The organism is Ureibacillus massiliensis 4400831 = CIP 108448 = CCUG 49529, from assembly GCF_000772965.1.
Classification (GTDB): domain Bacteria; phylum Bacillota; class Bacilli; order Bacillales_A; family Planococcaceae; genus Ureibacillus; species Ureibacillus massiliensis.
In genome coordinates this window covers 79,606-104,512 of record NZ_JPVQ01000010.1, presented here as the reverse complement: position 1 = coordinate 104,512, position 24,907 = coordinate 79,606, and the positions used below count along the sequence as shown (strand labels likewise).

The following is a 24,907-nucleotide window of genomic DNA, read 5'->3' as shown; positions in this document are numbered from 1 at the left end:
TTTGGTTCATTTCACCCAGAAAAATTGTTATTTATTCCGAGACTCTATTTATTTATAGTATTTACATATTTCTTTTAAATCGGCAATCACTTGGTCTACCTCTTCCCAAGAATAGGCCGTAGCTCCAGAAGCAAGTGGATGTCCGCCACCGTTATATTTTTTAGCAAGTTCATTAATTACAGGTCCTTTAGAGCGTAAACGTACACGAATTTGGTCTTCTTCTTCAATAAATATTACCCACGCACAAATGCCCTTTATATCTCCGAAAGAACCCACAAGTAAAGAAGTATCAGATGGTGTCGCACCAAACTGATTTAATATTTCTTTTGTTAGTTTTATATAAACAGCACCATTTTCGTCGATTGTAAAGTTTTGGTACATAAAACCTTGAAGCTTTAATAGTTTATGCTCCTTTTCATACATACCATCAAATAATTTAGTTCTATCAAAATTATATTTTATCAACTGACCAGCAATCTCAAAAGTTTTCTCTGTGGCACTAGGGAAAAGAAATCTACCCGTATCACCTACGATACCAGCAAATAAAAGCCTTGCAGATTCATCTGATAAAGTCCAGTTTTTATACGTTTTACCTTCAGCAAATAATTCATAAATCATTTCACTAACAGAGCTTGCATTTGTATCAACCCACAAAATATCTCCATATGGATCATCATTCGGATGATGATCTATTTTTATAATATAATCACCTTTTGTATATCGTTGATCATCTATTCGTTCTGTATTTGCTGTATCCGTAATAATAATTAACGCTCCTGCAAATAGGTCATCATCGATTTGATCTGGTTTCGCTAAAAATGATAACGACTCATCGTGATCGCCGACTGTATAAACAGTTTTATCAGGATAATTAGTTTGAATCAATTTTTTTAGCCCAATTTGTGATCCATAAGCATCCGGATCTGGACGTACATGACGGTGAATGATAATTTTGTCATACTTTTCAATTGTGTCGATGATTTGTCGTTTCAAAATAATTTCCTCCCGTTGACCTGAATGTGTCATTAAATGATAATAGCAATTTCCCGAAAAAATCGTTACAATAATGACAAGGATTTTTGGGAGGTCGCTATGTTAAATTATATTTTCATCACATTAATAGTAATCGCTTTTGTTGTTTACTTTTATTTTAAAACAAAACAATTTCGTACAAACTTACCAATTCGAAAGAAATGGTATAAAGCAAAAGCTGGTGTTGCTTTAGGTATTTTTATTATCGCATTTGGAATAAATGCTATCATTATTCATCAATCTTTAGTGAGTTACATAATCTGTGCTGTATTTGCAATCATCGGGTTTATGGAATCTTATAGTAATTATAAACGAGCTCGCCATGAAGGCAAATTTGTAATGGAAGAATATGAACTAAATAAGTAGTTTTTTAAAAAGTGACTAAACGCTTCGAAAAGAATCGTCCATGAGTCACTTTTTTATTTATTGTCTATTTTATAATCGTTTAAGATAAAAGCTTTCATATTCTAAAATCCGTTTCCGAATCGGGCCGGGAGATAGAGAGAAAAGTACAATCGATTTTTTATGTAAATTGTACTTTTGGATATAATTCACTCTTTCCCAGCCTCATTCTCTGTATGCTTAAACATCTTTAGAATATTAAACTAAAAGCCAACTTTAACGTTCTAATAATTGGAACATCATCATTGCTTTCCCTACTAAAACCTGTTCGTTAAATACATCAAAGTCCATTTTCACAAATTTACGACTCATATCTAAAATATGTGGAACTACAGTTAAAACAGATTCCATTTGAATCGGTTTAATGAAGTATATCGTTAAGTTTTCAGCTACTGCATCCCCACGTTTTCTTCTTTTCAACGCTAAAGATCCAGCTTCAGAAAGAAGGGTTGTAAAGGCCCCATAAGAAATTGCACCAAATTGATTAGTCATTTGAGGTGTAACAGTGAACTCCACCATTAAATCATCTTCACCTAGTAATTTTATTTCCTTTTTAACAATATCGTCGATTGTCTCACCGTGCTGTGGTTGGCGTTGTGCATGTTGTAATGCTTTTAAGACATCTTGACGGCTAATAACACCTTGAAGAACACCTTCATCATCTACTATCGGTAGTAAGTCAATTCCTTCCCAAATCATCCGATGTCCTGCTGATGCTACACTTGTTTTCATTGAAGTTGAAATTGGATGCTTTGTCATTACTTTATCAATTTGTTCTTTAGGATCTTTTCCGATTACATCTTTTACTGTAATCATACCAATCAATTTATTGTTAGAAGCGGTCACTACAGGAAATGCACCATGACTTGTTAGCGTATTTAACTTATGGAAGTCCTCGATAAGCTGATTATTTTTTAGCATGGCCGTTTCCTCAATGGGAACGTATATATCTTCAATTAATAAAATATCTTTTTTAATTAACTGGTCGTAAATCGCACGGTTAATCATCGTTGCAACAGTAAAGCTATCATAACTTGACGAAATGATTGGTAATTCAAGCTCATCTGCAAGTCGTTTATTTTCCTCAGTCGTATCGAAGCCACCTGTAATTAATACGGCCGCGCCTGCTTTTAATGCGTATTCATGTGCTTTAAAGCGATTCCCGACGATTAATAAGTTTCCCGCTTCTGTATATCGCATCATATCTTCAAGCTGCATCGCACCAATAACAAATTTGGTTAATGTTTTATGTAGTCCGCTCATTCCACCTAGTACTTGTCCATCAACGATATTAACAATTTCCGCAAAAGTTAAACGTTCAATATTTTCTTTTTTCTTTTTTTCAATGCGGATTGTTCCAACTCGTTCAATGGAGCTGACTAAACTGCGATTTTCAGCCTCTTTAATAGCACGATAAGCAGTCCCTTCACTCACTTGCATATCCTTAGCTATTTGTCTAACTGATATTTTATCGCCAACAGGTAATGATTCAATGTATTGTAATATTTTTTCATGTTTTGTCGACACTATATCACCTATTTTCCATCATCTATATTCAATACCAATAGTGTAACATATTTCAAGTATTTTTAGTTAAAGACAAAGTAATATACTTCCCAATAACTTAATGAGATAAAAATAAGAAAGTAGCCATTTTATAAATCTTACATAGCTACTTTCTCTTCCGAATTATAATTTTACAAATTCACCTGCAGATAACACCTGTACTTGACAATCCTTCACTAATTTAGCAAACTCATTAGGATCTTGCTGAATAGGTGGGAAGGTATTGTAATGGATAGGAATGACCGTTTTTGGTTTCAACAATGAAACAGCATATGCTGCATCTTCTGGTCCCATCGTAAAGTTATCACCTATTGGCAAAAAGGCAACGTCAATATTATTTCTTTCACCTATTAATTTCATATCACCAAATAAGGCTGTATCTCCAGCATGATAAATCGTAACATCTTCAGCAGTAAAAAGAATTCCACTTGGCATTCCAGTATAAATAATCTCATTGTTTTCTGTTATATAAGATGATCCATGGAAGGCAAGAGTAAACTTTACTTTTCCAAAGTCAAACTGACGAGCGCCTCCAATATGCATCGGGTGTGTATTGACCCCTTGCCAAGAAAGATAAACAGCCAATTCATTTGGCGCAACTACTAGAGAATTATTAGCTTTTGCCAATTCAACAGTATCTCCAACATGATCACCATGTCCATGTGTTAGAAGAATAACATCTGGCTTTTCTTCCTCAACCTTTAAATCCGTCAGTCCATTACCACGAATAAATGGATCAATTAAAATTTCTTTACCATTTGTTTTAATTTTTACAACAGAATGCCCATGATAAGAGATTTCCATAAAACTATTCCTCCTTCACAATTTTAAAGCCCATCATCTAAGAAAATATTCTCTCTCAAGACAACATTTCCTTCTTTTTGATATAATATATTAGGTTTGTTAAACAATAAATTATTAATTTTAGGGAGAACTTTATATGAATAAAATAAAACAGGTTCAAAAATATTTAACTGATGAGAACATTGATTTTGCCTTTATTACTACCCCAGACAATGTTTTTTACTTTTCGAATTTCAAAAGTGACCCTCACGAAAGACTACTTGGTCTAATCATTTTCCCAAATTCAGAACCAATTTTAGTCTGTCCAAAAATGGAAGTACCAGATGCGAAAAATTCAGGATGGAATCAGGATATTATCGGCCATCTTGATACTGACAACCCATGGGAATTAATATTCCACGAAATAGAATCTAGACAGATTTCCGTAAAAAATATTGCAATTGAAAAGTCCCATTTTACTGTGGAAAGATTTGAGTCATTACAACAACTTTATCCACATGCCAATTTTTACCGAATTGATGATAAAATAAACCAGTTACGTGTTATAAAAGAACAACTAGAATTGGATAAAATGCGAAAAGCTGCCCAACTTGCTGATTACGCAATAGAAGTAGGCTGCAAAGCAATAAGAGAAGGAATAACAGAAGTAGAAATTCGAACAGCCATTGAAAATGCTATTACGGAAAAAGGGTATTCTATGTCCTTCGAAACAATAGTACTATCTGGCCCTAATACTTCTTCTCCTCATGGAGTCCCTGGATCAAGGAAAGTGCAACATGGCGACTTAATACTCTTTGACTTAGGTGTTATATATGAAGGGTATTGCTCAGATATTACCCGTACAGTAGCCTTTGGGGACATTAGTGATGAAAAAAAGGAAATTTACGATACTGTTCGTAAAGCAAATGAATCAGCTATAAGCTCTGTTAAGCCAGGTGTTCGAGCAATGGATATCGACATTGTAGCTCGTGACATCATTTCAAATGCTGGCTACGGTGACTACTTCCCCCACCGTTTAGGACATGGATTAGGTGTATCGATTCATGAGTATCCTTCCATCATGAATACAAACGATTTAGTATTAGCACCTGGTATGGTATTTACAATTGAACCAGGAATTTATCATGAAATCGCTGGAGTTCGTATCGAGGATGATATTGTAGTAACTGAGAATGGTGTGGAAGTACTTACGAAATATACAAAAGACTTGGTTATACTTTAATAAAGAAATGGGTGACGAGAAAAACAACTATCTCTTCACCCATTTTAAATATATTCAAATTACGCTTCAACAGACGTAGATTTTCTTCCAAGGTATGCTTCTACGACACGAGGATCCTCTAATAGACTTTTAGCCTCGCCCTCAATAATAACTTTTCCAGTTTCCATTACATAACCATAATCTGCAATTTTAAGTGCTTGCTTCGCATTTTGCTCAACGAGAAGTACCGTTGTACCTGCTTCATTAATTTCTTTAATAATTTGAAAAATATCGGCTACAATTAATGGAGCTAATCCCATCGATGGCTCATCTAGTAATAGTAATCTAGGCTTTGAAAGTAGAGCACGTGCTATTGCTAGCATTTGTTGTTGACCACCAGATAAAGTACCTGCCATCTGTGTTTGTCTTTCCTCTAAGATAGGAAAGCGTTTCATCACTTCATCAATTTCTTCTTTTATCGTTTTATCTTTTCTATGATATGCGCCCATTTCTAGATTTTCTAAGACTGTCATAGATGATAAAATCGCTCTTCCTTCTGGAACAAGCGCAATACCTTTTCTTAATAACTGATCCGCACGTAAGCCCGTAATATTTTCTCCTAAAAACTCTACTTGCCCTTTTTTAGGCTTTAATAATCCTGCAAGAGTTTTCATCGTTGTCGTTTTACCAGCACCATTGGCTCCTAGAAGTGTAATAATTTTACCCTCTTGAACCTCTAAATTGATACCTTTTAACGCTTGGATTTGACCATAGAAGGTTTCAACATTTGATACTTTAAGCATTTACTTCATCCTCCTCTTTTCCGAGGTAGGCTTCAATGACTGCTTCGTTATTTTGTATTTCTTCAGGTGTACCTTCAGCTAACTTTTCTCCAAAGTTTAAAACTGCAATACGATCACAAAGTTTCATAACGAGTGGCATGTCATGTTCAATAATGAGAACAGTAATACCTCTTGATTGGACCATTTTTATTAAATCATATAAACTGTCAGTCTCTTTTTCATTCATACCTGCAGCTGGCTCATCTAATAATAAAAGCTTTGGATTACTTGCTAATGCTCTAGCAATCTCTAAACGTCTTTGCTGACCATAGGCTAAATTTTCAGCAATAGTATCCTTGTGCTCTAAAAGTCCAACTAAATCAAGTAATTCTTCTGCTTTTTCTTGTAACATTTTTTCTTCATTTCGTTGCGTTTTTGTGCGAAACACACTACTAAAAACCCCTGAGCGTGTTTGACTATGTCCGCCTACCATAACATTGTTTAGTGCAGACATTTGTGAAAAGAGTCGAATATTTTGGTATGTTCGACAAATTCCTTTTTCGGTAATTTTAAACGGCTTTAATCCAGTAATATTTTCACCTTTAAAAATAATTTCACCCGATGTTGGCTCAAAGATATTCGTAATCATATTGAACATAGTAGTTTTACCAGCACCATTTGGCCCGATTAAACCGAAAATATCACCTTCATTAATGGAAAATGAAACATCAGTCAATGCGGAGATTCCGCCAAAGTTTTTCGTCATATTTTTTACTTCAAGAACCATTAACGTACTCCTCCTTTTGACCGATTTCGCTTAAATTTACTAAGTACAGTTGCATCTAGAATTCCCTGTGGACGAACTGCCATTAAAATAATTAAAAGAATTCCATAAATGATATAACGATATTCACTAATAAAACGTAGTACTTCAGGCATTAATGTTAAGAAGAATGCTCCAAAGACAGATCCGATAATTACTTCACTTCCACCGAAGACTGTAAATATTAATACCTCTACAGCACGATGATACGCAAAATCAGCTGGAGAGATAAAGCCTACAACATGGGCAAATAAAGCTCCTGCTAAACCTGCAAAAAATGCTCCTTGTGTGAAGGATACCACTTTGAAATAAGTAATGTTAATCCCCATTGATTCTGCTGCTTTATCGTCCATTTGAATAGAGGACAATGCCCTACCTACACGTGAATTTTGCTGTCTAAATACAAACCAAAGAATTAAAATTACTAAAACTAGTAATACAATAAAAATTGATAAGCTGACGAACTGGTTATTTTTCAAGCCAATTGATGCAGGATCAAAGCCAAATCCACGAACAAAGTCTAAAATTTCTCTCCCCATTTGTGGAATTCCTGTTAAACCAATAGAACCCTTTGTTAAAGACTCCCAGTTAATGAAAATAACTCGTATTACTTCCCCTAAACCTAATGTAGCAATGGCAAGATATACACCAGATAATCTTAATGAAGGAATACCTACGATTACACCTAACAGACCTGCTAGGATTGCACCTACAATAACTCCCACATAAATTGGAGCACCTAAATGAATTGTTAATAAAGCTGAAGTATATGCTCCAACTCCCATGAATCCCGCACTACCTAACGATAATTGTCCAGATGATAATGGAACATATACACTAATTGCTAACATAATGTTGATTAATATAAAAGACGCTACTTGTAAATAATACGTATTTAAAAGTTCTGCTAACATGTAATCACCTTCTTTCTTGGGATACCTTTGAACCAAAGATACCTTGAGGTCTTAATAATAAAATGACAATGATCATAATAAATGCAATAGCATCACGATATCCTGAGTTACCATAGGCAACCACTAATGTTTCAGATAAACCAAGAATTAATCCACCAACCATAGCACCCTTCACATTACCCATACCACCTAAAATAATGATTGCTAGCCCCTTTAATCCCATTGATAATCCCATTTGTGGACTTACAGAGTTAAATGCCATACCAACTAATATTCCAGCAATACCGCCAATTGCAGAAGCAATAATGACTGTTAATGTAATAATTCTCTTTGTATCTACACCTAGAATACTTGCTGTTTCTAGATTTTCAGCAGTCGCACGTAACGCTTTCCCTGCTTTTGTTTTTGATAACCACATCGTTAAACCAATCATTAAAATGATGGAGATAACAAAAATAACGATTTGTACGAGATAAATCGTAATAGAGCCTAATTTAATGCTCACTTCAGCAAATGGTGTACTGAATGGTTTATTACCAGCACCAAATACATGGTGCGAAAGGTTTTCAAGTAAAATTGAAGCACCAATAGTACTAATTAATGGAGCTAAATGTGAAACTCCCTTTTTACCACGTAATGGTCTTAATGAAAATCTCTCTAATAAATATCCTAAAATACTTGTTACAACGATAGCAGCAACAAAAGCTAACCATAATGGCCATCCAAGAACACTTGTTGTCATTACCCCTACAAAGGCGCCAACCATGAATATTTCACCGTGCGCCATATTGATGATGCCTAAAACACCAAAAACAAGGGTAAAACCAAGCGCGACTATGGCATAAATGCTACCTAACGTAATCCCGTTAATTAATTGTTCTAATAGCAAATTTAATCATCCTTTAAATATTTTTGATTACCCTAAGTTCTGTATTGTTCAGACTAAATACAATCATGTGTTACACCTTAAACGGCGTCTTTCCAACGGATTTGAATAGAGAATCATTTTTTCGTTATTTAGTAGATTGGTTCTCGTAATAAATTACGAGAACCATTGCTTGTTTTTATTCAAATTCAACAAATTTACCGTCTTTAATTTCTAAAACTGTAACGTCCATTACAACGTCACCAATTTCATTAAATGAGAAGTTACCTAAAATACCTTGGAAGTCTTTCGTAGCTGCTAAAGCTTCTCTGAAGTCTTCACGATCTGTAGATCCTGCTCTTTTTAATGCATCAGCATAAATGTAAAGCGCATCATATGCTTGGGCAGCGAATTGGTCAGGTTTTTTGCCATATTCTGCTTCGAATTTTTCATTAAATTCGATAATTTTAGGATCTGTTGAATCACCGAAGTATGGTGTTGCAACGATTAAACCGTTTGCAGCATCTCCTGCAATTTCAATCGCTTGTGGTGAGTTAAATCCATTACCTCCAACAAACGGAACATCGATACCCATTTTACGCGCTTGGTCCATAATTACAGCACCTTCGTTATATAAAGCAGATGCTAATACTAAATCTGGATTTGTATTTTTAATATTTGTTAATTGCGCATTATAGTCACTTTGACCTTTTTGGTAAGTTTGAATTGTTGTAATTTCTAGACCCATTTCTTCAGCAGTTTTTTGCATTACTTCGAAACCGCCTTTTGTTAATGCATCATCATTACCGTAAATCATTGCAACTTTTGTTGCTCCTGTTCTTTCAACTGCTTTTTCAATAGCTGCAGGAATTGCTGCTGATTCTGGAATCGCATTACGGAATACATAGTCACCAATTTCTGGAATACCATCAACAGTTGTTGAAGTTCCAAGAATTGGAATACCATTCAAATCTGCTTCTGGTGCTACAGCAAAGAATTCAGTACTTAAAGTTGGTCCAATAATCGCCGTAATTGAATCATCACTCATAATTTTTTGTGCAGCAGTAAGCGCTTGATCCGCTTCCCCCGCTGAGTCTTCAATAACTAATTCAATATTTATTTCACCTTGCTCATTAATTTCCTTTTGAGCAAGTTTAAGACCCGATGTAATCGCTTCGCCATATGCAGCACCTGCACCAGTTAAATACGAAACAACACCAAATTTTACATTTAATGTACCTGTTGAGTCAGTACCTTCACTTCCATTATTTTCTTCACTTGATTGGTTACTAGTGCTACCGCCCCCACAAGCAGCTAGCAATAATAACATTACAATTGACATTATAGAGAATAATTTCTTGCTAGTTCCCTTCATGTTAAATGTCCCCCTAAACAATATTTTGTTTTCATTTTTTTATGAAACAATTCTATTTAATTACATTTACGGCAAAAAGTAAATGATATTTTTATAATTTTTCATATTTTCTGATAATATCAACCCTATATTATTTTAAAAAACAAAATAAAAAGCTAGTTAAAAGGATTTTTCAACTCCCCCTAACTAGCTACTCGAGAAACTTAATATTTTTATTTTTATTGCAATAATGTATCTACAGGAACATAATCTCGTCCTTGATCTATTGCAACTGCATGGTAAACGACATGCCCTTCTAAAGTGTTAATTCCTTTTTTCAATGCTTCATTTTCAATACATGCATTTTTAAATCCTTTATTTGCTATTTGTAAAGCATATGGCACTGTATTGTTTGTTAAAGCAATCGTTGATGTTCTTGGGACTGCCCCTGGCATATTCGCTACTGCATAATGAACAACATCATGTTTAATATAAGTTGGGTCATCATGTGTTGTAACTTTATCTGTTGTTTCAAAGCTACCCCCTTGGTCAATTGCAATGTCTACTATAACCGAACCAGGCTTCATGGATTTGACCATTTCTTCAGTAACAAGTTTTGGCGCTCTTGCCCCAGGAATCAGAACAGAACCAATTACTAAATCAGAATCTTTCACAGATTCAGCAATATTAAATGGATTTGACATTAGAGTTTGAATGGAATGACCGAAGATGTCTTCTAATTGACGTAAACGATCAGGATTTACATCTAAAATTGTAACATCAGCACCTAAACCGACTGCAACACGTGCCGCATTTGTTCCTGCAACACCGCCACCAACAACTGTTACTTTTCCTTTTTGGACACCTGCTACTCCACCTAATAAAATTCCTTTACCACCATTAATTTTTTCTAGATATTGTGCTCCAATTTGTACCGACATTTTGCCAGCAACTTCACTCATTGGTGTAAGAAGTGGTAATGATCGATTTGGTAATTGAACTGTTTCATAAGCAATACCAACTACTTTTTTGTCTAATAACGCCTGTGTTAGTTCATATTCAGGGGCTAAATGTAAATATGTGAATAAAATTAGTCCCTCATAAAAATACTGATATTCACTAGCAATTGGCTCTTTAACCTTCATAACCATTTCTTGAGCCCAGGCTTCTACTGCAGAATCGACAATTACTGCACCAGCTGCACGATAGTCTTCATCAGTAAATGAAGATCCTAATCCAGCACCAGTTTCAATAAATACTTCATGACCAGCATTGGTTAAAGTTACAACTCCTGCAGGTGTCATAGCTACACGATTTTCATTGTTTTTAATCTCTTTTGGGATTCCAATTTTCATAGCTGATTCCTCTTTCTCTGTAATGTTTCGTATAATTTAAACCTATCATAACAAATTATTCCTAAAATGGTAACTTGAAATAGGGATGTAATCTTACTTCTTACATTGAAAAATAGAAAAATTGTAAATAAACAGATTATTTTATTTATAATGTAGTTTTTTTCATCCAAAAAATCATTTTCATACAACTTCATAGTTAACAATAGCTAACAATATTATAAACGCAAGATACAAAAATTTGTATTATTTTAGAATAAATTGTGAACAATTTACATATTTTTGTTAATTCTAATTATTTTTTCATATTGCTTTGATATAATAGTGATAACTAATAAAGGAGGAATTTTTATGACTCACTATAAAAGTATTGTTGTAGCAGTTGATGGATCAAAAGAAGCTGAATATGCATTCAAAAAAGCAATCGATGTAGCAAAACGTAATGTGGATTCAAAATTAAATTTAATAAATGTAATTGATACACGTTCATTTGCTGCGATTGAAGCATATGACCGTACAATCGCTGAACGTGCACAAACCTTCTCAGAAGAATTGCTAGATGGCTATAAAAAGCAAGCTGAAGAAGCTGGTTTAAAAGATGTTAATGTCATTATTGAATATGGTTCTCCTAAAACAATCATTACAAAGGAACTTTCAAATGTAGTTGAAGCTGATTTAATCGTCTGCGGCGCGACTGGTTTAAATGCTGTAGAGCGCTTCCTAATCGGCTCTGTATCTGAAGCGATCGTTCGCTCAGCAAAATGTGATGTGTTAGTTGTACGTACTCCAGAATAATCATTTGAATTGAATAATTTTATTTCACCCCTTACGGAAAATATTTTCCGATAAGGGGTTTTTTAGTCATCATATTCATATTTTTCACGCAGAGCTTATATAATCGTCTATACATAATAATATGATTTTTTAAATACCATTTTGATATGAATAGCTTTGAAGGGGATCGAGTTCACCTTTAACTTAAATTTTATAAAGAAAGCTTTTATAGTCGTTTTACAAAAAGTACTATTTGAAGAACATTGTCTTTGATTTTTTGTTTGGTCATTTTTTTGTTATATTAGTAGAATAATATTTTCATATATGATAAAACAATTATGTAAATCATTATGGGGCAGTTTTAGAAAGAGACTATTTGATTGGCCTCTTATTTTTTTACAGCTCCTAAAATATATTTTATAAGGAAAGTGAAATGTTGAATCGAATTGCATACTTTGATAACGCAAAAGCAATATTAATTTTTTTAGTAGTTGCTGGACATATGCTGTCTAAGTTTTTACACAATGATCATGTCATCGACAGTATATATCTATTTATTTACTTGTTTCATATGCCAGCTTTTATACTAATCTCAGGGTATTTTTCAAAAAAAGTCTACCAGCCTGGATATATATCAAAGCTCGTGAAAAAACTAATCATTCCCTATGCGCTTTTACAAGTATTGTATAGCTTATACTATTATTTCATTTTCAATGATTCTATAAGTTTTAGCTTTTTTATACCGCGCTGGGCCTTATGGTTTTTACTTAGTTTAATTTTTTGGAATCTCCTTTTATATGGTTTTGGGAAAATTAAATACGGGATTCCTATAGCAATCGGTATTTCTTTAATCATTGGATACGATAGTTATGTTGGAGGATTTTTAAGCCTTTCAAGAACATTTTTCTTTTTCCCATTTTTCTTAGTGGGCTATTATTTACAAAAACATCATTTTGAGACGCTGAAATCCCGTTTGAATGTCATCATAGGTGCTATTGTTGGGATCATACTTGTGGTAGTCATCTATTTTTATGTACCAATTGAATTCAGTCAATGGCTACATGGAAAGAAATCCTACGAAGATATGTCATCTTCCTTTCTGCAATTTGGTTGGGCAATACGTCTCGTTGCGTATTTAGGAATGGCTGCTGCCACGTATATGTTTTTAACACTCGTTCCTAGAAAGCAATTATTTTTCACATCTATCGGACAAAACACTATGGCCATTTATTTACTGCATATGGCTTTAATTCGAATTTTTGAAGCTTCCCCATTAAAAGTGTTCATTGAGGAAGAGAATCAATATTGGATTATTTTCATTATAGATGTGGTCATTGTTTATATCCTATCGAGACCACCTGTTGTGAATTTTGTCTTTAAGATTTTTAAGGTGAAGTAAAAAAGTAGTCAAACTCGAATAAAAATCTGAGTTTGACTACTTTTTTTATATTGTAATTGAATGATTGTTTGATTCGGTGCTTTGAAACTTGAAAGTGACTATACTCTTGTATAAATACTTGCATTTCGGAAACATTGAAAAAATGCAAATTGCACCCTCATATTTCTAGGTAGTCCCTATTTATTTTCCTTCCACATTTGTACCTTTTCGAAGAACATCGATAACGCATCTTTATTTGACATGTTTGGCACTTTAGCTAACAATACTTCACGTGGTGCGCGTAATGTTTTACTTTGTTTTTGTAAAATAAGTATGCTCTTTTCATGTGCCTTCGAAGCAAATAAGTTTTCTGGTAGCTGGATAATAGCTTGAATCCATGCATGTTTTTTCAAAAACTTATGTAAGTCATTTGCTTGCTCACTTTCAAATAAATTGGCAGGTATTAGGAAAAATAAATAGCCGCCTTCTTTTGTATGATTCAACGATTGCTCAATAAATAAGTGATGCGCAAAGCTCATTCCTTCACGAGCACATAACTCATAATTTAGCGCTACTTCTTCATTAGGATAGTATCCAACCGGTAAATCACAGACAACAGCATCTACAGGATCTACCAGCATTTTTTGTAGTGCATCTTGGTGATATAGCATCACTGGCTGTTCTGTTAACTCAGCAGAATCAGCAGCTAGTCGGATTAATAATTCATCAACCTCAATCCCTGTCGCTGATACTTTTCCTTCAAGTAAATTCATGACCGTAAGTAATAAGTTTCCTGTTCCTAAAGCTGGATCTAGTACAGATATAGATTTATTTTTTAATTGTTCTTCAAAAAACTGCTCTACAAAATACCCAACAAGTAAACCTAATGTATCAGGTGTCATTTGGTGATTTGGCTGTGAACTTTTACGCATGCCTTTTAATATTGCAATTTGAATCGCTTTGCGAATTTCTTCTTTTTTAGCATCATTGCCTACCCAAGAATCCTTTTCATCAAGTATTTCCTCTAATGCTTGTAAGACGCCATCTAAAAAAGTTATATTTTCATTTTGCTCATATTTTTCTGCTTTTTCATTAATAATCGAAAATATTTGTTCAAATTTTTCCATAGTAAACTCCTTTTCAAATGAACAACCCACTCAAAGCTTGAGTGGGTTATAATTCACTTACGATATATAGGCAAACCATACGATAGCCTAAACTATTCATATTTTATACTACAAGAAAACTTGTACTTAAACAAATTATTTCGCTAATTCTGCCTTAACAGCCTCAATTGCCGCCTCATAATTAGGATGACTTGTACCCTCTGGAACATATTCCACATATGTTACAGTACCTTCACGGTCAATGACAAATACTGCACGTGCAAGTAGTCGTAATTCTTTCATATAAACACCATAAGCTTCTCCAAATGAAAGATCACGGTGATCTGAAACAGTATGAACACCTTCAATTCCAGCTGCAGCACACCAACGTTTCTGAGCAAATGGTAAGTCTACAGATACAGTATAAAATGCTACGTCTCCACCAATTGCTGCTACCTCTTCATTAAAACGTCTTGCTTCAGCATCACATACACCTGTATCTAATGACGGAACTGCTGCAATTAATCGAACTTTACCTTCAGAATCTTTTAAAGTTACTTCTGATAAATCATTTGCTAGTACTTTAAAGTCAGGAGCTTTGTCACCAACTTTTACTTCATTTCCAATTAATGTTACTGGATTGTTTTTAAATGTTACTTGAACCATTATTTGAACGCCTCCCTTTCAGATTGAATTTTACTAAAAGTTTTTTCATCTTTGCAAATAAGACAGCTTAACTTTAAGAAAATTTTATAATAAGAGCTAAACTTTTACATATTTGGCGTTTGTGAAAATTGTGGATTAACAATTGGTTGTTGGATAGATGGAATCTTTTTCTTCTTCACAAAGGCATTTTCGTAAACAACTAATGTATCAGAAAAATAATCAGCTAAACTTAAATTTTTTGGCATGAAAATTACAAAGAAATATAAAATTGGTACTTTATTATTAATGTATCTTCCAATTATTTCTCTAAATAAGACGGTACTCCAATTTAATTTTTCTCCATGCTTCGATTGAACTTTTAGACCGAAAATCATCTTACCCAGCGTTTGTTGGAAAAATTTCGTCATCAACACAAAATATCCAAAGTAAACAATAGCTGAAATAATGGTTATTGGTGCAAATAAGGCAGAGTCAGATAAATCCCAATTCATTAATGTAAAAATTGGATAAATAGCAATACCCATTACTGCTGTAAAAATTAGCTGGTCGAATATAAAAGCCCAAAAGCGCATCCAAAAGCCAGCTGTTTTTGCTTCAAATTCATCCATTTGTTCTTTTATAGAATCGTTTTGAAAAGTAGAGTTGACTATTTCACGATCTTCTTGGGTTGAGTCATTGTATTCGTTATTTTCCTCATAAGCCATTTATATCCCTCCTAAAACTCGCCATATAAATACATCAGTCTTGGAGAATTCGATGAACTCATTAACTTCGTGATCATTTGTGTTTCCGCAGAAGGCCCAAAAATTGAGCTAATATTCATGCCTAGCAATGAACCAAAGCCGCCTAAATCTGATTTATATTCAAATAATTGTGCATCTTCTAACCCATAATCAGTACGCAAGCTTGCAATAGCATCCTCTAGACCACCTAGTTCATCTACTAATCCTGCTTCAATCGCTTGTGAACCTCCGACAATTCGTCCGTCTGCTACAGCTTTTACTTCCGCTTCTGACATGCCTCTTCCTTGTTCAACAACGTCTACGAATACTTCATATGAATCATTAATCATTTCCTGTAACATTGCTTTTTCTTCTTCAGTCGTTGCACGAGTACCGCCAAACATATCTTTATGCTCACCAGATTTGATCGTTTCAAACTCAATACCTAAATTTTCAGCTAGTTGTGAAAAATTATAGCTAGACATGATGACACCAATTGAACCAGTGATTGTTTCACGGTGTGCAAAAATTTTATCTGCTGGTGCAGAAATATAATATCCTCCTGACGCAGCCATTGAGCCCATGGAAACATAAATAGGAATATTTCGTTCCTCTTTTAATTCAACTATTTTCTCGTGAATCTCTGCTGATTCAATTGCTCCGCCACCCGGCGAATTGACTGATAATACAACGGCACCAACAGTAGGATCATTTTTTATGCTTTCAAGCTGCGATAAAAACATTTGATGATCATATTCTAATGTTGCCCAAGGAGTGCTTGGCCCAACATCTTGAATGACACCATCAACTGTAAGCAATGCAATACGCTTAGTGAAATTTCCACCTTCTATAATGTTCTCTTGTAAATTTACGTCCGTTCCTTTTGTTACGTTTGACACGATATCTGATTTTAAAAAACCTATAACAGCATTTATTCCGATAGAAAAAATAAATAGCGCCACAGCTATCGATAAAGCAATCCATCTTTTTGTATTCATATTCCTATTCCTCCTCTACTCAAATACGATTATAACAGGAAAATGTTTCATAATTTTTCAACCGATATTATGATAAAAATTTTAATAAATCCACTTTTAATTTTTCAGTTAAAAGAAAAGGAAGGTGAAAAATCACCTTCCGAATAATTATTCCCACCAAAATATTAATTTGAAACAGTTTTATTTAGTTCTTTTTGGCGTAATTCAATTCTACGAATTTTTCCTGAAGAAGTTTTTGGTAACTCATCGATAAATTCAATTGCTCTTGGATATTTATATGGGGCAGTAATGGATTTCACATGATCTTGAAGCTCTTTTACAATCGTTGGGCTTGTCTTCAATTCAGGATCACGTAATACCACAAATGCCTTTACGATGTTGCCTCTGATCTCATCAGGACTAGCTACAACCGCGCATTCTTTTACAGCTGAGTGTTTCACTAGTGCATCTTCTACCTCAAATGGCCCGATTGTATAACCAGATGACACGATAATATCATCCCCACGGCCTTCAAACCAGAAATAGCCATCTTCATCTTTATAGGCACGGTCACCTGTTAAGAACCATTCTCCACGGTATTGTTTTTGTGTTCTTTCTGGATCTTTTAAATATCCTTTAAATAATGCAGGAGTAGAAGAATGGACAGCGATATCACCAACTTCACCTGGTTCTGTTGGTTCACCATTATCATTAATCACTTCTACAATGTTACCTGGAGTAGGTTTCCCCATTGAACCTGCTTTCGGTTGCATTCCTAGTAACGTTCCTACTAATAGTGTATTTTCAGTTTGTCCATAACCATCACGAACTTGAAGATTAAATACATTTACAAACTTATTTATAACCTCACTATTTAATGGCTCTCCAGCTGAAACAGCACTTCGAAGATTGGATAAATCATATTTTTCTAATCCATCAACCTTCGCCATCAAACGATATTCAGTTGGTGTACAGCATAAAACATTAATTTTGTTATCTTGTAGCATTTTTAAATAATCTTCCGGATCAAAGCGTCCAATATGGACAAATGCAGTGGCTCCACTACCTAGTACCGCTAAGAAAGGACTCCAAATCCATTTTTGCCAGCCTGGTGCTGCAGTAGCCCAAACGATATCATCTTCCTGTACACCTAACCATTGTGCTGCAGTAGTACGTAAATGTGCATAGCCCCATCCATGTGAATGAACAACACCTTTTGGATTACCTGTAGTTCCACTTGTATAAGATAAGAAAGCGATATCAGAATCCTTTGTAATGTTTTCATTAAATTCTTCTGAAGCTACTGCGATTTCATCTTGAATAGAAACCCAATTACTTTGAGATTTACCGAAAACAAATTGCTTAAGCCCATCTAACTGCTTAACATCATCAAATTGAGCCAATTCATTTTCAAAGGCAACGATTGCTTTTGCTTTAGAATGTTCAATTCGATAATCAATATCCTTTGCTCTTAGCATTTCTGAGCTTGGAATGATCGTAAGCCCAGCTTTTAATGCCCCGATGTATGTAATATATGCTTCTGCTGAACGAGGTACCATTACAAGGATAACATCACCTTTTGTAAGACCGTACTTTTTAAATGTATTCGCTACTTTATTAGCTTTTTTAATTAAATGGGAATACGTAATCTTTTTCGTTTCTCCATTTTCATGGTGAACTAATAATGCAACCTTTTCTTCATTTGCTGCGAATCGTTCAATCTCATCAACTATATTGTAATTCTCAGGAGCTAATAAATCTTCTCTTTTCATTTACATTTCCCCCTTAGTTTTTACCATTTCTTTTTACTATTATTTATTTATGCAAATGGTCATATGAATATTTTGGATATATTAATTTATATAACCTCATTATATATCAAGGTTTTAGTAGTAGGTACTATTTTTTATAAAAAGTTACATTTGTCATACCTTCTAAAGGGGTTGAAATGAAAACATCGTAAATTCTCCATTGGTTTAATATCCAACTTTCACCACGATACATTTTTAGATAATGAGAATGATAAGGAATTTAATTTTGCAAAATAAAAGAGCTAGCGGCATAAGCCACTAGCCCTTCATGTTTTTAAGTTTTTAAATTATTGACCTTGAGTACCACGTAATTGTGATTCAGCCATTTGCACTAAACGTTTAGTGATTTCTCCTCCAACTGATCCGTTAGCACGAGAAGACGCATCTGGTCCGAGTTGAACACCAAACTCTTGTGCGATTTCATACTTCATTTGATCTAATGCTTGGTTTGCACCAGGCACTACAAGTTTGTTTCTGCTACCGCTGTTGTTTGAAGCCATGTCTCTCACCTCCTTGTGCATTTAGAATGTGCCGGATTCAAAATTTGATACACAAAAAATGAGAGGAAAAATGTTCATCTATTTCTAAATCAAAGGTATGCTTAAAGTAAACCTTCAAACTTGTCTGCTTTTTGTTTCTTCATAGGGAATATATATAGTTCTCTATTTCGAACAGCTCTTTCGATTAAATCGTCAAACTCAGTGAAGCTTTCGTAATAATTTACTTTTTCAACTTTTGGTTTCGTTTTAGGATTTGCTGGTGTAAAGATAGTACAGCAATCCTCATATGGTTGAATAGACGTTTCATACGTACCGATTCTTTCTGCAATATCGATAATATCAAGCTTGTCATATCCAATTAGAGGACGAATAATAGGGGTTGTAGTAACATCATTAATAGCAGTTAAACTTTCTAATGTTTGACTCGCCACCTGACCTAAGCTTTCGCCTGTTACAATTCCTAAAGCACCAACTTCTTCACGAACTTTATCCGCAATACGCATCATCATTCTTCTTGTAGTTGTCATCGTCGTATTTGCAGGAACTCGTTCTTTAATTAATACTTGAATTTCTGTAAATGGTATAACATGCAATCGAATTTTATAGCCAAACTTTGATAATTCATAAGCAAGATCTTTTACTTTTTCTAATGAGTTTTGGCTTGTATATGGTGGACTGAAAAAATGAATCGCTTCTAATCGTACTCCTCTTTTCATCATCATATAACCAGCAACAGGACTATCAATTCCTCCAGAAAGCATTAATAATGACTTACCATTTGAACCGATAGGCATTCCACCTGCACCTGGTATAACTTGGGCCATCATATAAATAGCATCATTCCGCACTTCAATTCTTAGTTCTACTTCTGGTTTCTTTACTTGTACAGTTAAATTCTTGTAATGGCTTAAAACCGTTCCACCAATTTCACGTTGGATTTCATGTGATTCTAAAGGGAATGATTTATCGGAACGACGTACTTCCACTTTAAAGGTTACTTGTTGTTCCTTAAAATCATCCATTATTTCAATCGCCAGTTTTTTCATAGCATCTAATGTTTTCTCACATACTGCTACTGGGCTAAAGGATTGAATACCAAATACTTTTGGTAATCTTTCCATTAATACTTTCATTTGTTCATCATTTTCAATTTCAATGTGCATACGATCTCGTTCAGTTCGCATTTTTAGTGGAGATATTTCAGTAAACGTATAGCGAATGTTATCACGAAGACGATTGATAAATTCTTTTTTATTTCTGCCTTTTGTAGATAGTTCGCCATATCTAATTAATATTTCTTTCCATTCCATTATAAGTTAACTCCTTTTAATTCCTTCATTACTTTCATAAATTCAATTTTAAATTGATTTATTTCAACTTCTGTATTGAAAGCTCCAAAGCTTAATCGAATAACGCCATCTTTATAATGTTTTTCAACATTCATGGCTGTTACAACATGACTTGTTTTCTTTTGTTTTGAAGAACAGGCACTGGATGTTGAAACGATAATTCCACGTTGCTGTAAAGCGTTTATTAATATTTCACCCTTTAAATCCTTTACACTAAAAGATAAAATATGACCCGCACCAAATTCGGTTGATAAAATTTTGACTTCTTCACCGAATTTAGATAAAAATTGAATTAAATCCTGATGCCATTTTTTATATTTTGCTTGAGTTTCTTCTATTTTTTCTGCTGCAATACGAGCTGCTTTGGATAACGCAACTGCTTGAGGTACAGCAACGGTACCACTTCGTAGACCAAATTCCTGTCCGCCACCAAGTAAGTATGGTAGGATATTTATTTTTTGACGAAAAGCAATAATCCCAGATCCTTTTAAACCATGAATTTTATGTCCAGAAATGGAAATAATATCCGGCCCAGCTTCACCATTAAAAAAGATTGGTAATTTCCCAAAGCTTTGTACTGCATCTACATGAAATGTTGCACGGCTATTTTCATGTATAATTTTTCCTGCCTCTTGAATCGGTTGAATACTACCGATTTCATTATTTACATGCATGATACTAACAAAAACCGTGTCTTTCCTAATTTTCTTCTTTAGTTCCTCCAGTGAAATGACACCATTTTCATCCACTTGTAAATAATCTACTTCAAATCCTTCTTTTTCTAGTGACTTAACTGACTCTAATATGGATGCATGTTCTATTTCCGTTGTAATAATATGCTTTCCTTTATGAGTATTCGCTTTCGTAACACCAAATATCGCAAAATTATTCGATTCAGTTCCACCGCCAGTAAACAGAACACTATAATCGTCGGTTTTAAGAATTTGTGCTACTTGGCTTCTTGCACGATCTAATAATTCATTTGCTTCGACCCCTGCTTCGTGAATGGATGCAGGATTTGCATAGAAATGTTCATTTACTTGAATAAATGTATCTAAAACCTCTTTATATGGTTTTGTTGTCGCACTGTTGTCAAAATATATCATGAAAATCTACCTCTTTTTTATCTTAAATAAATATGACGACTCAAAAACACTTTGAGTCGTCATTTTTAAAATGACTAGCTTTTAAAAAGGAATTGCCTTAATTCCACATTTTTCAATCTGCCAGTAATTGAGTTAAATATAAAGAAATGAATTAAACTATATTATGATTTTGAATACAATTCATCTTGAACAAGTTCTTCAATTCGTTTAATCGCTCCAGGTTCTGCTAGTTCGACAGCGTTTACGGCGTCTTCCAACGCTTTTATGTAACGGAATTGATGGAATGCTTCTTCTGCTTCAAGTAGTTGTTGATTTACTGTAGGATTTGAAGCACGATAACGATTACCATATTGAATAATACGTTCAATTAATAATACATTTTCAATCATTTCTTTTGCACGTTCATGAACTTCTTGAATACTTTTTTGCGCATTTTGTAAGTTTACGTGTACTAAGTTCATGTTGAGAGGAACTTCTTGAAGACATTGTATTACGATGAAAATTTGTTCCTCAGCTTCTTCAATCCTTGCTTCCATTTCAGCAGGAACACCAGGAATATTTGCCTTTTGTAAAAGTCGATCTGTATTTTGCAAAAGTTTTTTCAACGAATTCAATTGCTCTCGTGCTTTTATTTCATTGATTCTTAAGTTCTTAAGTCGATCTGAAAACTCTTCTTGCTGTGCTTTTATTTTATCAATTTCTTCACTAATCTCAATTAACTCTTGCTGTAAACTCGAATAAGCAGATTGTTCCTCTTTTACCCTTGTTGCTAGTAATTCATATCGTTTTTGAATCATTTCAAGCTGTTTTAAACCAATTTTTGGAATTTCAGCTTCTTCTTCTGAAATTTGATATGAATTTTGAACATAGGCTGCTTCATCACTTACTTCTTTTGTTACACGGAGTACTTCATTAATCGTTGTATACATATTTTCACAATTTTTATCAACAAAGTTCTTCGCTATTACTTCAAGTTCAAGCATATCGTAATATTGATCAATTTCATCATTAATTTCCTGAACTCGATTCGTCACATTCGAAATATTTAAGTTGATAACTTCTGCATTTAATTGTTCTAATTCTTTTTCAAGGTTTTCAAGTGCTTCTGTTAATTCAAGATGGCGTAAATAGTATGATTGATCTTCCATCTCTTTTTGACCATTTTTTAAATCTTGGATAGCATTTGGAATTTTTGTATGTATTTCCGTAATAAGACTAGGTATTTCATTAATATAATAGTCAAGTTGTTGCGCTTGTGTATTTAAAGAAAGAACAATCTCTCTCGCTTGAAGGTAATTTCCTTCTTTTGTTAAATTATCATAGCGTTCAAAGCTTTCTGGTACTTCTTCAAGTATTTTTTCAAGCATTGGTAATGCCTGTCCAAATGAATGTTGGTGAGCTAACAATGTTTTGCGTGCAGAGCGATAATATTCTTTTAGCTGTTCCATTTCTATTCTACTTTTTTCTTCACTACCGATTAAATCTTCTAACTCAGTAATGATTTGACTTTTAATTTTGTCGCATTTAACATTATATTCTTCAATATCTTTCTCAATCTGTGAAGCTTTTTTAAAATTGAAGCGATCGATATAATCTTCTGCATCAAATAACATCGAATCAATTTTCAACACATGAACATCAATAACTTCTGTCCATTGATCTCGCCAAGCTTCAAACAATTTTTCAGTCTCACCATTCATGTTTAACGTCTTTATCTTTGTGAGCTCTTCAAAGATTGGATAATGTTGAATTTGTAGTTTTTCTTGTTCTAATCGCTGTATAATCACATTATGTTTACGTCTCATAAGAATTCCTGCAACCAATAATGCTATTAGTACGATGACAATAGTGATGATATACTTCATCGTAAGCCCCCTATTCGAAAAATCGCGCAACTCGTCAAGTTTGTAACTATAATATATCATGTTTTTTAGTATTTGTTTAATAAAATAAAGTGAAACTTATTCCCAATCTATGTACCTTAATTTTTATGTCAAAATAGATTGGAGACAAATTACATATTACGAGGCATTACGTTTTATTTTTGTTTAGGTTTCAAATTGAAATGGAGGAGTTTTTTTATGAAAAGAGATGGACATATTCATTCACCATTTTGCCCGCATGGTACAGAGGATACTTTCGAGCAGTATATTGAAAAAGCGATTGAATCAGGATTTACACAAATCACATTTACAGAGCACGCCCCACTCCCAACAAATTTTAAAGACCCAACACCTGATAAAGACAGTGGAATGAATCCTAAGCATTTAAAACCATATATTGAAAAACTAACAGAATTGAAAGAAGTCTATTCGAAGGATATTAGCATTCATATTGGATTAGAAATTGATTATATTGTTGGTTACGAAACTGAAACAAGAGCCTTTTTAGATATCGTCGGTCCATTATTAGACGATGCTATACTTTCTGTACATTTCTTAAAATGGAATGATGAATATTGCTGTATCGATTTCTCTAAAGATGTTTTCTTAGAGTTTGCATCGAAGGTTGGTAGTGTAGAAGAGGTTTATAATCTTTATTACGAAACAATAAAAAAATCAATCGATGCTAACCTAGGACGATATAAACCGAGAAGAATCGGACACCCAACACTTGTTCATAAATTCCAACTCGCTCACGGGGAAAAAATACAGGATGAACAACAAATTAAGGACATTTTAACTTATATGAAAGAAAAAGGTTATGAATTAGATGTAAATAGCGCTGGTATAAGTAAAGAATTCTGTAAGGAACCATATCCGTCTTTTGAAATGATACAGTTTGCTCAAAGTATCGATTTAAGCATGGTATTTGGTTCAGATGCTCATTCAGTAAAAGATCTACATCAGCATTATGATAAAATATATTCTAAATAGTTGGAGGTAAAACATGTTTACAAAAATGGAATATCAAGGTACTACAAATGAACAATATGATTTACTCATTAAACAATTAAACGCATTATTAGATGGTGAAAAAGATTTAATTGCTAACTTAAGTAATGCTTCAAGCTTACTAAATCAATTTTTAGTAAATATCAACTGGGTAGGGTTTTATTTATTCAAAGAAGGTGGATTGGTACTAGGGCCATTTCAAGGACTTCCAGCCTGCATAAGAATTCCAATGGGAAAAGGAGTTTGTGGTACAAGTGCATTAAATAGAAAAACGATCGTAGTAGAAGATGTACATCTTTTCCCAGGTCACATTGCCTGTGATGCAGCATCTAATTCTGAAATTGTCATACCGCTTATTAAAAATGATGAATTAATAGGCGTATTAGACATTGATAGCCCAATCAAAAATCGATTTACCAATGAAGATAAAGAAGGCTTAGAAAAATTTGTGCAAGCACTTCAATATCATATCTAGATGTAAAAAAAAGAGGACTAGAAAATAGTCCTCTTTTTTCGTATTAAGTAAATT

General features: G+C 33.8%; 24 protein-coding genes. 6 read left to right on the top strand and 18 right to left on the bottom strand.

The genetic code is table 11. The features are described 5' to 3' along the window. Positions 1–48: 48 nt before the first annotated feature. Entirely contained in the window at positions 49–993 is a 945-nt protein-coding gene (locus CD30_RS07660; RefSeq protein ID WP_036174858.1) for a DHH family phosphoesterase, read from the bottom strand. Positions 994–1,092: 99 nt separating this feature from the next. On the opposite strand from CD30_RS07660, the gene CD30_RS07655 reads away from it, so the two are divergent. Then, positions 1,093–1,398, top strand: coding sequence for a YtpI family protein (locus CD30_RS07655; RefSeq protein ID WP_036174855.1), 306 nt, complete (start codon positions 1,093–1,095; stop codon positions 1,396–1,398). Between the two features lie 252 nt (positions 1,399–1,650). On the opposite strand, the gene CD30_RS07650 is transcribed toward CD30_RS07655, so the two are convergent. Together CD30_RS07650 and CD30_RS07645 are read right to left on the bottom strand one after the other, a co-directional pair. Beyond that, entirely contained in the window at positions 1,651–2,961 is a 1,311-nt protein-coding gene (locus tag CD30_RS07650; RefSeq protein WP_036174852.1) for a DRTGG domain-containing protein, read from the bottom strand. Positions 2,962–3,123: 162 nt separating this feature from the next. After that, positions 3,124–3,804, bottom strand: coding sequence for a metal-dependent hydrolase (locus CD30_RS07645; protein ID WP_036174848.1), 681 nt, complete (start codon positions 3,802–3,804; stop codon positions 3,124–3,126). Positions 3,805–3,940: 136 nt separating this feature from the next. Here CD30_RS07645 and CD30_RS07640 point away from each other — a divergent pair, with 136 nt between their 5' ends. After that, positions 3,941–5,026: a M24 family metallopeptidase gene (locus CD30_RS07640; protein WP_036174846.1), complete on the top strand. Its 1,086-nt coding sequence runs from the start codon at positions 3,941–3,943 to the stop codon at positions 5,024–5,026. 59 nt (positions 5,027–5,085) lie between these two features. Here CD30_RS07640 and CD30_RS07635 read toward each other — a convergent pair whose 3' ends face one another. The 6 genes from CD30_RS07635 to ald all read right to left on the bottom strand — a co-directional run bounded on the left by CD30_RS07635 (position 5,086) and on the right by ald (position 11,098). Then, positions 5,086–5,808 carry an ABC transporter ATP-binding protein gene (locus tag CD30_RS07635; protein ID WP_036174844.1) on the bottom strand — a complete coding sequence of 241 codons (723 nt, stop codon included), beginning with the start codon at positions 5,806–5,808 and terminating at the stop codon, positions 5,086–5,088. After that, positions 5,801–6,574 carry an ABC transporter ATP-binding protein gene (locus CD30_RS07630; protein WP_036174842.1) on the bottom strand — a complete coding sequence of 258 codons (774 nt, stop codon included), beginning with the start codon at positions 6,572–6,574 and terminating at the stop codon, positions 5,801–5,803. The genes CD30_RS07635 and CD30_RS07630 overlap by 8 nt, the downstream gene beginning before the upstream one ends. Continuing rightward, positions 6,574–7,524, bottom strand: a complete 951-nt coding sequence (locus tag CD30_RS07625; RefSeq protein ID WP_036174840.1) for a branched-chain amino acid ABC transporter permease — start codon at positions 7,522–7,524, stop codon at positions 6,574–6,576. The genes CD30_RS07630 and CD30_RS07625 overlap by 1 nt, the downstream gene beginning before the upstream one ends. A 4-nt stretch (positions 7,525–7,528) precedes the next feature. After that, the gene (locus tag CD30_RS07620; RefSeq protein ID WP_036174839.1) at positions 7,529–8,413 is read right to left on the bottom strand and encodes a branched-chain amino acid ABC transporter permease; all 885 of its coding nucleotides are present in this window, start codon (positions 8,411–8,413) and stop codon (positions 7,529–7,531) included. A 175-nt stretch (positions 8,414–8,588) separates the two neighbouring features. Beyond that, positions 8,589–9,764, bottom strand: a complete 1,176-nt coding sequence (locus CD30_RS07615; protein ID WP_036174837.1) for an ABC transporter substrate-binding protein — start codon at positions 9,762–9,764, stop codon at positions 8,589–8,591. Positions 9,765–9,982: 218 nt separating this feature from the next. After that, positions 9,983–11,098, bottom strand: coding sequence for an alanine dehydrogenase (gene ald, locus CD30_RS07610; RefSeq protein ID WP_036174834.1), 1,116 nt, complete (start codon positions 11,096–11,098; stop codon positions 9,983–9,985). A 348-nt stretch (positions 11,099–11,446) separates the two neighbouring features. On the opposite strand from ald, the gene CD30_RS07605 reads away from it, so the two are divergent. Together CD30_RS07605 and CD30_RS07600 are read left to right on the top strand one after the other, a co-directional pair. Then, the gene (locus tag CD30_RS07605) at positions 11,447–11,890 is read left to right on the top strand and encodes a universal stress protein (RefSeq protein WP_036174831.1); all 444 of its coding nucleotides are present in this window, start codon (positions 11,447–11,449) and stop codon (positions 11,888–11,890) included. Positions 11,891–12,305: 415 nt separating this feature from the next. Further along, positions 12,306–13,268 (top strand): acyltransferase family protein, encoded by a 963-nt coding sequence (locus CD30_RS07600; protein WP_211254624.1) that lies wholly within the window; start codon positions 12,306–12,308, stop codon positions 13,266–13,268. Between the two features lie 176 nt (positions 13,269–13,444). On the opposite strand, the gene CD30_RS07595 is transcribed toward CD30_RS07600, so the two are convergent. From CD30_RS07595 to ezrA, 9 genes are all read right to left on the bottom strand, one after another. Further along, positions 13,445–14,374 carry a class I SAM-dependent methyltransferase gene (locus tag CD30_RS07595; RefSeq protein WP_036174825.1) on the bottom strand — a complete coding sequence of 310 codons (930 nt, stop codon included), beginning with the start codon at positions 14,372–14,374 and terminating at the stop codon, positions 13,445–13,447. A gap of 135 nt (positions 14,375–14,509) precedes the next feature. Next, positions 14,510–15,019: a thiol peroxidase gene (gene tpx, locus CD30_RS07590; protein ID WP_036174822.1), complete on the bottom strand. Its 510-nt coding sequence runs from the start codon at positions 15,017–15,019 to the stop codon at positions 14,510–14,512. A gap of 104 nt (positions 15,020–15,123) precedes the next feature. Next, positions 15,124–15,723 (bottom strand): RDD family protein, encoded by a 600-nt coding sequence (locus CD30_RS07585; RefSeq protein ID WP_052126094.1) that lies wholly within the window; start codon positions 15,721–15,723, stop codon positions 15,124–15,126. Positions 15,724–15,734: 11 nt separating this feature from the next. Next, positions 15,735–16,739, bottom strand: coding sequence for a signal peptide peptidase SppA (gene sppA / locus CD30_RS07580; RefSeq protein ID WP_036174819.1), 1,005 nt, complete (start codon positions 16,737–16,739; stop codon positions 15,735–15,737). A gap of 164 nt (positions 16,740–16,903) precedes the next feature. After that, positions 16,904–18,490, bottom strand: a complete 1,587-nt coding sequence (gene mbcS / locus CD30_RS07575) for an acyl-CoA synthetase MbcS (RefSeq protein WP_036174816.1) — start codon at positions 18,488–18,490, stop codon at positions 16,904–16,906. Between the two features lie 326 nt (positions 18,491–18,816). Continuing rightward, positions 18,817–19,029 (bottom strand): alpha/beta-type small acid-soluble spore protein, encoded by a 213-nt coding sequence (locus CD30_RS07570; RefSeq protein WP_036174813.1) that lies wholly within the window; start codon positions 19,027–19,029, stop codon positions 18,817–18,819. Positions 19,030–19,130: 101 nt separating this feature from the next. Further along, a complete protein-coding gene (gene thiI / locus CD30_RS07565; RefSeq protein WP_036174810.1) occupies positions 19,131–20,339 on the bottom strand; it encodes a tRNA uracil 4-sulfurtransferase ThiI in 1,209 nt (402 codons plus the stop codon). Then, positions 20,339–21,484, bottom strand: coding sequence for a cysteine desulfurase family protein (locus tag CD30_RS07560; protein ID WP_036174807.1), 1,146 nt, complete (start codon positions 21,482–21,484; stop codon positions 20,339–20,341). Before CD30_RS07560 ends, thiI begins: the two co-directional genes overlap by 1 nt. A 161-nt stretch (positions 21,485–21,645) precedes the next feature. After that, positions 21,646–23,349, bottom strand: a complete 1,704-nt coding sequence (gene ezrA / locus CD30_RS07555) for a septation ring formation regulator EzrA (protein ID WP_036174804.1) — start codon at positions 23,347–23,349, stop codon at positions 21,646–21,648. Between the two features lie 216 nt (positions 23,350–23,565). Between ezrA and hisJ the strand changes: the two genes are divergently transcribed. Together hisJ and CD30_RS07545 are read left to right on the top strand one after the other, a co-directional pair. Next, positions 23,566–24,360: a histidinol-phosphatase HisJ gene (gene hisJ, locus CD30_RS07550; RefSeq protein ID WP_036174801.1), complete on the top strand. Its 795-nt coding sequence runs from the start codon at positions 23,566–23,568 to the stop codon at positions 24,358–24,360. Between the two features lie 13 nt (positions 24,361–24,373). Beyond that, entirely contained in the window at positions 24,374–24,853 is a 480-nt protein-coding gene (locus CD30_RS07545; RefSeq protein ID WP_036174797.1) for a GAF domain-containing protein, read from the top strand. The last annotated feature ends 54 nt before the right edge of the window (positions 24,854–24,907 follow it).

Coding starts and splice junctions, on each gene's coding strand:
- CD30_RS07655 (WP_036174855.1), top strand. CDS start 1,093: ATGTTAAATTATATTTTCATCACATTAATAGTAATCGCTTTTGTTGTT.
- CD30_RS07645 (WP_036174848.1), bottom strand. CDS start 3,804: ATGGAAATCTCTTATCATGGGCATTCTGTTGTAAAAATTAAAACAAAT.
- CD30_RS07640 (WP_036174846.1), top strand. CDS start 3,941: ATGAATAAAATAAAACAGGTTCAAAAATATTTAACTGATGAGAACATT.
- CD30_RS07635 (WP_036174844.1), bottom strand. CDS start 5,808: ATGCTTAAAGTATCAAATGTTGAAACCTTCTATGGTCAAATCCAAGCG.
- CD30_RS07630 (WP_036174842.1), bottom strand. CDS start 6,574: ATGGTTCTTGAAGTAAAAAATATGACGAAAAACTTTGGCGGAATCTCC.
- CD30_RS07625 (WP_036174840.1), bottom strand. CDS start 7,524: ATGTTAGCAGAACTTTTAAATACGTATTATTTACAAGTAGCGTCTTTT.
- CD30_RS07615 (WP_036174837.1), bottom strand. CDS start 9,764: ATGAAGGGAACTAGCAAGAAATTATTCTCTATAATGTCAATTGTAATG.
- ald (WP_036174834.1), bottom strand. CDS start 11,098: ATGAAAATTGGAATCCCAAAAGAGATTAAAAACAATGAAAATCGTGTA.
- CD30_RS07605 (WP_036174831.1), top strand. CDS start 11,447: ATGACTCACTATAAAAGTATTGTTGTAGCAGTTGATGGATCAAAAGAA.
- CD30_RS07595 (WP_036174825.1), bottom strand. CDS start 14,374: ATGGAAAAATTTGAACAAATATTTTCGATTATTAATGAAAAAGCAGAA.
- tpx (WP_036174822.1), bottom strand. CDS start 15,019: ATGGTTCAAGTAACATTTAAAAACAATCCAGTAACATTAATTGGAAAT.
- CD30_RS07585 (WP_052126094.1), bottom strand. CDS start 15,723: ATGGCTTATGAGGAAAATAACGAATACAATGACTCAACCCAAGAAGAT.
- sppA (WP_036174819.1), bottom strand. CDS start 16,739: ATGAATACAAAAAGATGGATTGCTTTATCGATAGCTGTGGCGCTATTT.
- mbcS (WP_036174816.1), bottom strand. CDS start 18,490: ATGAAAAGAGAAGATTTATTAGCTCCTGAGAATTACAATATAGTTGAT.
- CD30_RS07570 (WP_036174813.1), bottom strand. CDS start 19,029: ATGGCTTCAAACAACAGCGGTAGCAGAAACAAACTTGTAGTGCCTGGT.
- thiI (WP_036174810.1), bottom strand. CDS start 20,339: ATGGAATGGAAAGAAATATTAATTAGATATGGCGAACTATCTACAAAA.
- CD30_RS07560 (WP_036174807.1), bottom strand. CDS start 21,484: ATGATATATTTTGACAACAGTGCGACAACAAAACCATATAAAGAGGTT.
- ezrA (WP_036174804.1), bottom strand. CDS start 23,349: ATGAAGTATATCATCACTATTGTCATCGTACTAATAGCATTATTGGTT.
- hisJ (WP_036174801.1), top strand. CDS start 23,566: ATGAAAAGAGATGGACATATTCATTCACCATTTTGCCCGCATGGTACA.
- CD30_RS07545 (WP_036174797.1), top strand. CDS start 24,374: ATGTTTACAAAAATGGAATATCAAGGTACTACAAATGAACAATATGAT.